Annotated in this window: 8 protein-coding genes; 5 read left to right on the forward strand and 3 right to left on the reverse strand. The window is 68.1% G+C overall.

Features of this window, described 5'->3' with window-relative positions; genetic code table 11:
* Window positions 1-3 precede the first annotated feature (3 nt).
* A complete protein-coding gene (locus MSZK_RS23000) occupies window positions 4-603 on the reverse strand; it encodes a TetR/AcrR family transcriptional regulator (RefSeq protein ID WP_099250866.1) in 600 nt (199 codons plus the stop codon).
* A 59-nt stretch (window positions 604-662) separates the two neighbouring features.
* Between MSZK_RS23000 and MSZK_RS23005 the strand changes: the two genes are divergently transcribed.
* From MSZK_RS23005 to MSZK_RS23020, 4 genes are all read left to right on the forward strand, one after another.
* Window positions 663-1,928, forward strand: coding sequence for a sulfotransferase (locus tag MSZK_RS23005; RefSeq protein ID WP_233211468.1), 1,266 nt, complete (start codon window positions 663-665; stop codon window positions 1,926-1,928).
* Window positions 1,925-3,082, forward strand: coding sequence for a hypothetical protein (locus tag MSZK_RS23010; protein WP_233211469.1), 1,158 nt, complete (start codon window positions 1,925-1,927; stop codon window positions 3,080-3,082). The genes MSZK_RS23005 and MSZK_RS23010 overlap by 4 nt, the downstream gene beginning before the upstream one ends.
* 119 nt (window positions 3,083-3,201) lie before the next feature.
* Window positions 3,202-5,769 (forward strand): PEP/pyruvate-binding domain-containing protein, encoded by a 2,568-nt coding sequence (locus MSZK_RS23015; protein ID WP_099250867.1) that lies wholly within the window; start codon window positions 3,202-3,204, stop codon window positions 5,767-5,769.
* A gap of 140 nt (window positions 5,770-5,909) precedes the next feature.
* A complete protein-coding gene (locus MSZK_RS23020; protein WP_099250868.1) occupies window positions 5,910-6,155 on the forward strand; it encodes a hypothetical protein in 246 nt (81 codons plus the stop codon).
* 81 nt (window positions 6,156-6,236) lie between these two features.
* Here MSZK_RS23020 and MSZK_RS23025 read toward each other — a convergent pair whose 3' ends face one another.
* Entirely contained in the window at window positions 6,237-7,394 is a 1,158-nt protein-coding gene (locus tag MSZK_RS23025) for an acyl-CoA dehydrogenase family protein (RefSeq protein WP_199203446.1), read from the reverse strand.
* Window positions 7,387-8,583 (reverse strand): acyl-CoA dehydrogenase family protein, encoded by a 1,197-nt coding sequence (locus MSZK_RS23030; protein ID WP_099250870.1) that lies wholly within the window; start codon window positions 8,581-8,583, stop codon window positions 7,387-7,389. Before MSZK_RS23030 ends, MSZK_RS23025 begins: the two co-directional genes overlap by 8 nt.
* 279 nt (window positions 8,584-8,862) lie before the next feature.
* On the opposite strand from MSZK_RS23030, the gene MSZK_RS23035 reads away from it, so the two are divergent.
* The gene (locus tag MSZK_RS23035) at window positions 8,863-12,726 is read left to right on the forward strand and encodes an Ig-like domain-containing protein (RefSeq protein ID WP_158230636.1); all 3,864 of its coding nucleotides are present in this window, start codon (window positions 8,863-8,865) and stop codon (window positions 12,724-12,726) included.
* The last annotated feature ends 75 nt before the right edge of the window (window positions 12,727-12,801 follow it).

Raw genomic sequence — 12,801 nt, forward strand, 5'->3', positions numbered from 1 at the left:
TCGTCATCGCGCCAACCCGTTGACGATCAGCGATGTGGTCTGCTCGACCCACCGCGCGTCGAGTTGTCGTTCGTTGGCCAACGCCATCATCACCGTGCCTCCGATCGTGTCCAGCAGGACGCGGGCGTCGACCCCGGCGGCGGCGCGTCCGGCGGCGGCGGTCTCGTCGAGAAAGTGTTGCAGGGCAACGTAGGTACTGCCCTGGAGGCGACCCAGCAGGCGTGCCGACAGGCCGGGCGCGGCGGGCAGCTCGGCCATCAGGCCGGACATCGCCGTGTGTACGGCTGGACGGCTGAACAGTTCGACGCTGGCCAGGAGCAGCCCCCGGATCGCCGACTCGAGGTCACCGGTCAGCGGTAGCCCGGTTTCGGGCGGGGTCGGGAACACCGCTTCGTAGACGAGCTCGAGTTTGGTGGGAAACCGCCGGTACACGGCGGGCGGGGTAGCGCCGGCGCGGGCGGCCACCAGTGGAATGGTCAGCCGCGCGTAGCCGATCTCGTCCAGCAATTCGACGGTGGCGCGTAAGACGGCGTCGTCGATGCGGCTGTCGCGGGGCCGGCCCGGCGCGCGCCGAGTATCGCCCGGCCCATTCGTTGACTCCATTACGTTACGATCGTAATCTAATCCGACGTTGGGGGCTACCAGCCCCGATGAGCCGGGAGGTGGCCGCCATCGCAATCGAGACGCCGCCGCGGCCGGCGCCGATCCGCGCGCTGAACCTCGCCTATCGCGGCGCGCGGCGCCTGGGCAGCCACCCCCTGACGCTGCGCCCGTCGGCATTGCTGGAGCGCGCGAGCCGCCGTGCCGGCGGGCTGACCGACTTCGGCGACCACCGCTTCGAACGGGGCCTCGATCGCCTGATCGCCTCGCTGGAAGACGAGGACCGGCTCAACGGGTTCGGCCGGGTGCTGGCCGGTGCGCACCTCACCAACCTCCTGCGGCAGCGGCTGCTGTTGACCGAGCACCTACGCCTGCACCCCGAGGTTCGTCACGAGAAGATCGAGCGCCCGATCTTCCTCATCGGCGCACCGCGCACCGGCACCACCGTCACCCATCATCTGCTCAGCCAGGACAGCGGCTTCCGGTATCCACTGACCTGGGAATGCGACGAACTGCATCCGCCGCTGGATCCGGCCACCATGGACCGTGATCCGCGAATAGTGCGCAGTGAGAAGCAGATTCGCCGCGCGATGAGGATGGCTCCCAACCTCGACGCCGCTCACCCGGTCGGGGCCTGGGAGGCGCAGGAGTGCGCGCTGCTGCACGCGTACGCCTTCCACAGCGACACCTTCCACGTGATGTTCAACTGCCAGGGCTACGCCCGCTGGCTGACCGAACAGGACCTGCGCTGGGTGTACGAGGAAGAGAAGCTGCTCCTGCAGTACATGCAGAGCGGCGGTCTGCGGCCGAGGACCAGCTGGCTGCTCAAGACTCCGCCGCACATGGAGAACATCCACAACATCCTGGCCGTCTTCCCCGACGCCCGCTTCGTCACCACCTACCGGGAACCGACCGAGATCGTCGCCTCGGGCTGCAGCCTGGCCGGCACGGTGTTCCACATGGCCCAAGACGATCCCGACTGGCACGACCACGGCCGGTTCATGCGGTGGCGCACCACCCGGATGCTGGAGCGCAATGTCGAATTGCGGCGTGAGTTCGCACATCTCGCCGACCGGTTCGTGGACTTCCCGATGCAGCGGATGGTGACTGATCCGCTCTCGTGTGTGGCCGAGATCTACCACCGGTTCGGTATCGAGCTCACCGAACCAAACCGCGCCACGATGAGCCGTTTCGTCGACCAACGCGGGATGGCCACCCGCAAACCGCATGTCTACCGGGCTCAGGACTACGGTCTGGACACCGACGCGCTCTGGCCGCATCTGCAGTTCTACCGCGACTATTACGGAATCGAGGACACCCGAGCGTGAGTACCGGCGACGCCGACCTGCTACGGACGACGTGGCGGGCATTCAACGACCTCAACACCGAACTGCTCGAGCTGGCGCTTGCCGAAGGCGGACTGGACGAGGGATCGGCAGCCACGCTGCTGTCGCGACTCGTCGGGCACATCCAGTACTCGGGACTGCTGTTGAACAGCGACCCGGCCCGGCCCACACTGATCAATACCCAGTATTCGCCGTGGAATTGGGGCCACTCCAATCCGGACACCCTCTACCTGTCGGCACGCATCGACGACACCCACGACTACCGGGTTTCCGGCACATTGGGATCGGTATCCCAGACCACGTTCGGCGTCTACACCGGCAAGGGCGACCAGGGCGTCGCGGTCAAGGTGCTCGCCGACGAGCTGGAGATCGGCGAGGACGGTACGTTCGAGATCTTCTTCGGCCGAGAGCGGCGGGGCACCAACTGGTTTGATCTTCCGCGCGGGGCGGACTCGTTCTGCGCTTACCAGACCTACGGCGACTGGGAACGAGAACGCAAGGGCGTCATCCGCATCGAATGCCTCGACGACGTCGCGCCCGCCGAGCCGGAATCGATGGGCGCCGCCGTCGCGGCGTTCGACGCTCACCTGGCTGCCTCGCGCGAGCTGTTCACCATGTGGGTCAAGGACATCCCCGCTCGGGTGTTCGGGGCGCTGCCCAAGAACGTCGCCATACCGCCGATGCAGCCGCCCTCGGCGATGGCCGGCGCCTGGTTCGTGCCGATCGCCTGGGAACTCGCCCCGGGCCAGGCGTTGGTGATCGACTACCAGATCCCGGACGACAGCCCCTATGTCGGGATCTGCCTGACCGACCGGTGGAGCGCGATGGTCGACATCGAGACCAGGCAGACGAGCCTGAACCTCGGCCAGTCCGAGACGAGCGACGGACGGGTCCGGATTCTGCTGTCCACCACGGACTTCGGCGTGCCCAATTGGTTGGATGCGCGGGGCTACCGCGGCGGTGTGGTGACCTGGCGGGCCAGCGCCGCGAGCCAGCCGAGCACCCCCGTCGTCACGGTCATCGACACCGACGTGATCGACCGGTACTTCGACCCGTCGCACCGCGTCACGCCGGCCCAACGGGCCGCCGTGCTGGCCAAGCGCCAGGCGCACTTCGCCGAACGCAACACGCCCTGAGGGCGGCGTGGTGCCGCTGAGCAGGACCACCGGCACCACGGACAGTGAGTTTCGGCCCTGTCGGGGCTTCGGCCCCGGTGCCTAGAGTCTGCTGCGCGAGGCAGTACTGCGGAGGTGACATGGAAACAGCCGGCGTGGTGATCACCGCCTTGGCCGATCCGCTGACTCGCGACCTGCGGCGATCGGGGGGCAAGGGCGCCAATCTGGCCGCGCTGGCGATGGCCGGCCTGCCGGTCCCTGACGGTTTCGTCGTCACCACCGACGCCTACCGAAGCTTTGTCGAGGAGCACGGCCTGGACTCGGTGGTGGAGCGCGAACTGCGCTGTCTTGCTGAGCATCCCGATGAGATCGACGCGGTGTCGCAGCGGGTGCGCGGCGCGTTCGAAGCGTGCGAGCTGTCTGCCGAGGTGCGCGACCGGCTGGCGGTCGCCTACACCGGCCTGAACGAACCGCCGGTGGCGGTGCGCTCCTCGGCAACCGCCGAAGACTTGCCCGAGGCCAGTTTCGCCGGTCAGCAGGACAGCGTCCTCGACGTCGTCGGGATCGACAACCTCTGTCATACGGTGCGCCGGTGCTGGTCGTCGCTGTGGACGGCACGGGCGATCTCCTACCGGGACCGCAATGAGATCGGGCAGTCGGGTCTCGCGGTAGCCGTCGTCGTCCAACGAATGGTCCCGGCAGCCGTCGCGGGCGTGATGTTCACCGCCGATCCGATGTCCGGGCGGCGTGACCGACTGGTGATCGAGGCGGCCGGTGGACTGGGCGATGTGGTCGTCAGCGGACACGTCACCCCGCAGCGATGGGTCCTCGACCACCACCGGGACGGGGCGGTCGTGTCGGCACCGGACGGGTCGCCACTGCTCGTCGAAGGGCAATTGAGAACCCTGACCGATCTCGGATGCCGCGCCGCCGCGTTGCTGGGTGCTCCGCAAGACCTCGAGTGGGCGTTCGACGCGGGCGGGTGCTGGCTGCTGCAATCCCGGCCGATCACGTCGCTGTTCCCGTTGCCGCCGGCGTCCCCGGAGCCCGGCTTACGGGTCTATCTGCCGGCGATGCTCGTCGCGCAGGGCATTGCCGAGCCCCTCACCCCGGCGGGCAATGCGTTCTTCGGTGCGCTGACCGCCGGGTGGGTCCGATATCTGGTCAGCGGCCGGGTGGTCATCAGCGACTCCGCGCCGCCGTGGCTTCCCACCGTCGCGGGGCGGATGTTCATCGACGCCACCTCGGTGCTGCAACGGCGACGGCTCGCGTCTCGTCTGACGGCGCAGCTCAAGCTGAAGGAGCCGGCCACCAGTGCGGCGTTGGAACAGTGGCTCGCCGACAACGGCTCACGGCTGCCGCGTCCCTCCGGACGGCCGGCGCTGAAGGCCATGGCGGTGTTGGGAACGCTGATCATGGCCGCGACGGCCGTAGCGCTGGTGGCCCCGGGCCGCACCCGCCGCCGCGTCCTGGCCGATGCAGACCTCGACCTCGTGAGGCTCCAACGGGAAGCCGACGCGTTGAGCGCGCCGACGGCGCAACTGGACTTTGTCGAGAACGTGTTGCCCGCTCGCACGTGTGAACTGGTCGTCAAGCAGTTGCCGGTCGCCTACGCGGAGCAGTTCATCAGGGTGCTGGCTGAGCATCTGATCCGGCGTTGGCTCGGATCCGATGCCGATTTCGAGCCCGTCCGGCGCTGGTTGCCGCACGACCCGACGGTGGCGATGGGTGCCGAACTGGCGCGCATCGCGCGGCAGACGGCCGGTTCGGACATCGAACCCACCGACGTTCGGGTCACCCGTTTCCTGCAGACCTTTGGTCACCGTGCGCCCGACCGGGAGATCGACCTGGGTCTGGCCCGGTTCGCCGACGATCCGTTGGTGGTGGTCGACCTGATTCGGCAGTATCAGCGCGCCGGTGCCGAGCTGACGAGCCGGGTCGAGACGGGGGCTGCCGACTCCGTGCGTGCGGCCGACAACCTGGTTGCTCAGGTGCACCGTCGCCGCGGGGCGTGGCGAGCGTGGCTGCTGGGCAGTGTTCTGCGTCGTCATCGCGAACTCGGCGGCCTGCGGGAGTGGCCGAAGTTCGACATGGTGCGGGCGATCGCGCTGGGACGCCGAGTGCTCGGGCGGGTCGGCTCGGTGTTGGTCGACGAGGGCCTGCTCGGTGCGGTCGACGACGTGTACTACCTCACCCCGACGGAGCTGCGCGCGGCATTGCGGGGACAGTGCGAGGGCCTGGCGATGGCTGCGGCGGCCAACCGCAAGGAGTTCCGCAGGGAGCTGCGCCGCCGCGCTGTGCCGCGCATTCTGGTCAGCGATGGTGAGGCGATCTACGGAGCGCGTCGGGCGCGCTCGGACGCTAAGGGACGTCTCCTCGGAACAGCGGTGGCACCCGGGTCCTACGACGGCGTTGTCCGGGTCCTCGACTCCCCGGTCGGCGCGACCCTGCAACCCGGTGAGGTGCTGGTCGCCGCGAGCACCGATCCGGGCTGGACGCCGCTGTTTCTGGTGGCCGGGGCCCTGGTCATGGAGGTGGGCGGCACCGTTTCCCACGGCGCGGTCGTGGCGCGGGAGTACGGCTTGCCTGCGGTGGCGGACATCCCGGGTGCTACCGATGTGCTGCGTACCGGTCAGCGGGTGCGAGTCGACGGCAACGACGGTTCCGTCACCGTCCTCGACGACGAGCCCGCAGCGAAGCGGCCTTGAGCCGAGTTATCCCCTGATCAGTGGACATCAGATTCCACCCGCCCGGGGGCCGGTCACCCGACAGACAGCGGGCCCGCCGTGCGCGAAAGTTAGATCACCGCCGGCAAACCGGCGAAGGCACGAACAGAACGAGCACGACCATGACCATCACGACCACCACGAACTCCACGACCGCCTGCTGGTTCAAGCGCATTGCCGCCGGCGCGATCCTGGCCACCGGCTCCACGCTGGTCGCTCTGGGCGCCGCGCCGGCGAGTTACGCCGACACCACCGGACCGAACATGAGCCACCCGGCCCCGCACCCGACGTTCCCTCAGCAACACAACCAGCCGGTCCCTGGCTCCTCGATCCATCATCACCACCAGTGGAACCGCCATCGCGGCTGACGAGCCGAGCGGCCACGGAAAAGCGTTCGGGTGCGAGAAGTTCTCAGCCTTCTCGCACCCGAACGTTCCGTCTGTTGCGACTCAGGCCGGCAGGCCGTCGGCCACCCTGGCCCCGCCCTCGGTACTCGCGTCGTCCAGCACGAAATCGGCGACCCGCGAACGATGCTGCTCGGCGCTGCCCAGCAGCGCGGCGTCGGTGGCGGCGCGCTTGAAGTACAGGTGCGCCTGGTGTTCCCAGGTGAAGCCGATCCCACCGTGCACCTGGATGGTGTCGGCGGCAATATGGCTCAACGCCGCCGAGGCGGTGGCCTGGGCGATGCTGACCGCCAGCGCCGGGTCGTCGGAGCCATCGGTCAGCGCCCACACCGCGTGGTAGGCCGCGGAGCGCGCGTGCTCGAGGTCGACCAGCATGTCGGCGAGCTTGTGCTTGATCGCCTGGAATGAGCCGATCTGGCGGCCGAACTGCAGCCGGGACTTGGCGTACTCGACGGACAGGTCCAGCAGATGCTGTGCGGCACCGACCTGTTCGATGGCCAGCAGCGCCGAACCGACCTGCAGCGCGTGGGTGATCACCCGTTCGGCGTCTTCCGGCCCGGCCAGCAGACGGGCGGGGGCGTCGGTGAACGTCACCGTGGCCTGCGGCCGGGTCAGATCCAGGGTGCTCAGCGGCGTGCGCTGGGTGTCCGCGGCGTGCACCGCGTACAGCCCGACACCATCGGGACGGGCTGCCGCGACCAGGACCTCGTCGGCGGCGCCACCGTCGACGACCCGCTCGACGGTGCCCGACACCGTGTCTCCGGCGGCGGTGACCGTGACCGCAGTCGGATCGAATGCGCCGGCCTTGTCGGCGACGGCCAGCGCCGCGGTGGCGGTGCCGTCGACCAGCGGGGCCAGCAGCTCGTCACGCGCGGGGCCTGCAGAGCAGGCCACCAGCGCGGGAATGGCCAGATAGACGGTGCCGAACAGCGGCCCGCACGCCAGGGTGGCGCCGAACTGCTCCACCGCGACCGCCTGGTCGACCAGCGAGCCGCCGACACCGCCGTCGGCCTCCGGCACAGAGAGCCCGAGCACGCCGAGTTCGGCGCCCAGCCGGTTCCACACCGTGGCGTCATAAGGCACCGGCAACTCCATCAGGCGGCGCACCGTGGCCTCGTCGAAGTTGTCGGCGCAGAACTTGCGCACCGCCGAGCGCAGCTGCTGCTGCTCCTCGGTGAAGGTGAATTCAGCACTCTCAGCCACGGGGGATCTCCTTCCAGGGCATGCCGGCGTCGGCGCGCAGGTCACCGGGCAGGCCGAGCACCCGCTCACCGAGGATGTTGCGCATCACCTCGGTGGTGCCGCCCTCGATGGTGTTGGCACGGCTGCGCAGGTAGCGCTGCTGGATCGGGCCACGCCAGTCGCCGGCGTCACCGGCACCGTCGGCCAATGCGTAGCTGTCGTACAGAATGCCTTCGGGCCCAAGCAGATCCATGCACCATTCGTAGATGTGCTGGTTGAGCAGGGCGCCGACCAGCTTGCCGACCGACGCCTCCGGGCCCGGGCCGCCGGCGGTGGCCGAGGCGCGGGAACGCTCCGAGGTCAGCCGCTGAGCCTCCGACCGCAACCACAACTGCGACAACCGATCTCGCAGCACCGGGGTGTGCAGGTCGGGGCGTGAGGCCCACAGTGCGACGGCGTCCTTGATGGTCCCGCTGCCGCGCCGGCTGCCGCTGGCGCCCAGGGCGCTGCGCTCGTTCATCAGCGTCGTCATCGCGACGTTCCAGCCGTTGCCGACCGCGCCGAGGCGGTGGCTGTCGGGGATCCGGGCGTCGGTCATGTAGACCTCGTTGAACTCGGCCTGCCCGGTCATCTGGCGCAACGGGCGGGTCTCGACGCCGGGGGCGTGCATGTCGAGCACGAAGTAGGTCAGACCCTTGTGCTTGGCGATGTCGGGATTGGTGCGCGCCAGCAGCAGACCCCAGCGGGCGCGGTGGGCCAGGCTGGTCCACACCTTCTGGCCGTTGATCACCCACTCGTCACCGTCGGGCACGGCGGTGGTGGCCAGCCCGGCCAGATCGGAGCCCGCGCCCGGCTCGGAGAACAGCTGGCACCAGATGTCCTCGGTGGTGGCCAGCGGGCGCAGCAGCGCCTTCTTCAGCTCGTCGGTCTGGGCGTGCTCACGCACGGTCGGGGCGGCCATGCCGTAGCCCATCGGGTTGAGACCCAGCGGCACGGGGCCACCGGCTCCCTGCAGGATCCGGTCCGCCACGGCCTGCATGCCGCGCGAGAGTCCAAGGCCGCCCAACCCCTCGGGGAAGTGCACCCAGGACAGGCCGGCGTCGTAACAGGCGCCGAGGAATTCCGGAATCGGGACCTTCTTCGGGTCGTGGTCGGCCACGACCTGCCGGGCCAGGTCCGCGACCCGGTCGGCATCAGCGACGGTGCTCATTCCGACACGATAAGGAACCCGATGTTGTCAGTTGTTGGCAGGTGTCAAATTTCGGGGTCGAGCGGGGAACGCCGGAACTGCCGCTCCGCCATCGCGGCAGTGTCGCAAAGATCTGGTGATGTGCTTCGTTGGGTGCGCGCGAAGTCACGACGTGGGCCGATAGCCGTGTTAGTCTGCGCGAGGCCGTGGATCGTGGGTAGGCGCTGAATGCCGCTCCGATATGCGGAGGGGTTCAGTAGCAAAGCACGATTTCGACGACTTTGGCCGGGGGATGCCATGGTGCGCGAATCTGACGCACATCGCCAGTTCGCCAGCAGTTCTCGACGCCGGCGTGCCCGCGGGCGCCGACGTGCGCCGTATCAGTGGCTGGGCGCGGGAGCCCTGGCGCTGGGCCTGGGCACGGCGATGGCCGGCGGCACCGGGGTCGCCCACGCCGACGTCGGCGGCAGTCAGACGTCGTCGACCGGCCACTCCGGTCACTCCGGCCGCACCGCACCGTCGGCGCGGCACAGTTCGGTCTCCGGCCCCACCCGACGCTCTGCACCCGCCCCGGTGACGACCTCACAATCGGATCGGGCACCGGTCACCGTCGACAATGCCGTCACCGAAGGCCCGGGCCGTATCTCGTTGGGCCGCCGGCAACCTGGGCCGCGCTTACCGTCGGCGCCGGGCGCTCCGCTGTTCGCCGCGGTGCTGGGTGCGGTGCGGGAAGTCGAGTCGGCCGTGCATCGCCGGGTGTCTTTCGGTCCTTCGACCACCACATCGCTTGTCGAGCAGGATGTTTCGACTACGCCCTCCGCGGCGGTGGCGCGGGCGACCGCTGCCGATGCCGGTTCCCCCACCGAGGCGGAGCGGGAGCAGAGCGTGGCCGACCTCAACATGTCGGTCGGCTGGATTCCGGGGGTGGGCACCGTGCTCAACGGACTCAGCCTGGTGTCGGACTTTCTGGACTTCACCATCGCGGCGCTGCGTGGCGACACCGCCGACATGGGTGACGAGGTCGCGGACATGACCGTCGACGTCATCGGCATGATCCCGGTCGTCGGCGCTCCGCTGGCGGGGACCATTGCGCGCCTGCGGGTACCCGACCCGGCCCCCGGGGACCACGCGCCCAGCCCCGGCACGGACACCTTCACCACCGATGAAGACACCCCGCTGATCGACAATGTGCTGAGCAACGACACCGACGCCGACGGCGACGTCTTGACCGCCACCCTGAAGAAGGGCCCGGCCCATGGGGTGGTCTCGCTCGAGGCCGACGGCTCGTTCACCTACACCCCGACGGCCGACTACTACGGCGCCGATGTGTTCACCTACATCGTCAGCGACGGCCCGAAGAGCAAGACGGGCACGGTCAAGATCACGGTGAACCCGATCAACGACGCTCCCGTTGCCGGCGATGACGCCGCAACCCTCGACGAGGACACCTCGGCGGTGATCGCGGTGCTGAGCAATGACAGCGATGCCGATCACGATCCGCTGAGCGTGGTGGAGGCCACCGCGCCCGGCCACGGGACGATCAGCTTGGGGGCCAACGGCGCGATCACCTACACCCCGACCGCCAACTACAACGGCAGCGACAGCTTCGACTACACCGTCAGCGATGGGAACGGCGGAACAGCTACTGCGACAGTGCATCTGACCGTCAACCCGGTCAGCGATGTCGCGGTCGAGGTGAGCACCGACCCGGCGACCGGGGTGGCCACCGGTACGGCGGTGAGCACCGATCCGGAAGCGGGCCCGCTGACCTACAGCGGGTCGACGACGACAGCCAAGGGTGCGGTGGTCGTGGCTGCCGACGGCAGCTTCACCTACACCCCGACCACCACCGCGCGTCACGAGTCCGCGCGCGTGGGGGCGGGTAGTGCCCAAACCACCGACACGTTCACGATCACCGCCACCGACGCCGCCGGCGGCACCACCACGATCGCGGTCAGCGTCGCGATCGCTCCCGCGAACGCCGCCCCGGTGATCGCCATCCCGACCGTCGGCACGCCCAACACCTCCACCGGGGTCGTCACCGGCACCGTCACCGCCACCGACCCCGACGGGGACGTCCTGGTCTACAGCACGCCGCGCAGCACCGCGCTGGGCAGCGTCGTGATCAACTCCGGCACAGGGGTATTCACCTACACCCCGACGGACGCTGCCCGGCGCACGGCAACCGCGTCGACCACCGACAGCTTCACCGTCACCGTCGATGACGGATATGGCGGCGTGACAACCACGACCGTGACGGTGTCGGTCGCACCGGTGGGATCGGCGTCCAGCGCCAAGCCGGCCAAACTGGTCACCAGCATTCCGGCATACGCCGACGGGACCGAGGCCGCCGCCCCGATCTACGTCGTGACCGATCCAAATGGCTTGCGGGCCTATGCGATAAACGCCAATGTCTCGGGCGGTATCTCCATCTCCGTCGTCGACACGGTCACGAACAAGCTGGTCGGTACGCCCCTGACCACCAGCTATCAGGCCGGTGGCGCCGCGCTCAGTGCTGATGGCCGCTTCCTCTACGTCAGCGATACGGCGCGGGGCGTCGTCTCGGTGATCAACACCACGGGTGACACGCTCACAGTCGACTCGGAGATCGCGCTCGGAATCAGTCCCGGCGACGTCGTCGCGAGCCCGGACGGCGCCGCGATGTACGTGACGAATTATGCGTCCGACGGGGACTCGTCGGTGGCGTCCATTTCAGTGATCGACACGACAACCAGACGTGTCGTCGGCGACCCGATATCCCTTGATCTGGCGCCGTCGACCCTCATGGTCAGCCCCGACAGTGCGCGCCTCTTTGTCCTCGACCCGCGCTCGGGCCAGGTGGCGATTGTGGACACGCATTCCCGAACCGTCACTGCGACAGTGCAAGTTGGGCAGGCCTTCGGTGCCGCGGTGATGAGTCCGGACGGCAATGCGATCTATCTCGCGAACAGTCTGCCGGCGGCCACCAGCGGCATCTCGGTGGTCGACACCGTGCATGCGTCCGTCGCTGATCCGATCGCGACGGACTACCTCGCGCTCTACCTGACGATCAGCCCAGACGGCAAGCGACTGTACGCCGCTGACAACGCCATGTACCTTCGCGTGATCGATACGGCGACAAAGAAAGTCATCGGTGGAGCGTCCTTCAGCGCGGCGCCACGGATGCTGGCGCCGAGCGCCGACGGGACCCGCGTCTTCGTCGTCTCCTGGTCGGTTACCGGCAGCGTGGTGGCCACCTTCGACACGGCCAAGAACACCTTCGTCGGTTCCACCAGCACCGACATCATGACCGGCGGGCAGTTGTTCCTCAACGACGGTGGTGTCCCCATCTCCGCGACGGCGAGCCCCGACAACACGAGGCTGTACGTCGTAACGCCCTACACCGCTACCGGCGGCCTGGGTGGAATCTCGGTCATCGACACCGGTTTGCATGTGCAAAGCCTTCCGTTGCCGGTGACGACGACGACCGAAGCGGTCGTGTCGCGTATTCCTCGCGACTCCGACACGATCTATGCGGAGAAGGTTCGCGGCTCAGACGGCAAGGTCCGGATGATCGTGTACATGTCCGGAATCGCGCCGGGTGTCAACGAGTCGACTCTCAACTCCATCACCAGCAACTTCGGATCTCTCCGCGAGGATGTGGAGGACTACATCGACTTGGCGTATGAGGAATTCAGCAAGGACGGGCCCATCGAGGAGATCGAACTCGTGGGCCACAGCAACGGCGGGCAACAGATGCAGCTCTACGCGGCTTCGGGTAAGTACGCCGCAGAAGTGACGTCGGTGGTCGTGGTGGGAGCGCCACTGATCAAGAAGGCGAGCGAGTTCCACAGCGATGCACTGGCATTCATCGACGAGAACGACCCGGTGCCGATCAACTTCAGCCACTGGGCCGATGCCGATGTCGATTGGGATACCGATCCCGCGGATAGCAAAGACATCATCTGGTACGAATCAGAGCCGCCCATTCCGGGGACCGGGCTGCACGTGCTCGACGTGAAGTACCACGACATCGCCGTGTACCTGGGGATAGCGGCACAGTTCGATGCCCAAGCCCAGTTGTCGTCTGCGCCAGCGGTTGACCGGCAACTTCTGGCGAATATCAAACGGTTCGGTGGAATTCGTCTCGATTCACGGCAGGCGCTGCAGATCATCGTGTCGTGATCGTGGTGTGCGTCGGCCCCGACGAATCCGGCAGTGCATCCTCAAACTAGAACGTGTTACAGTTCGGCCGCGGTA

Source organism: Mycobacterium sp. shizuoka-1, assembly GCF_002723835.1.
Taxonomy (GTDB): Bacteria; Actinomycetota; Actinomycetes; order Mycobacteriales; family Mycobacteriaceae; genus Mycobacterium.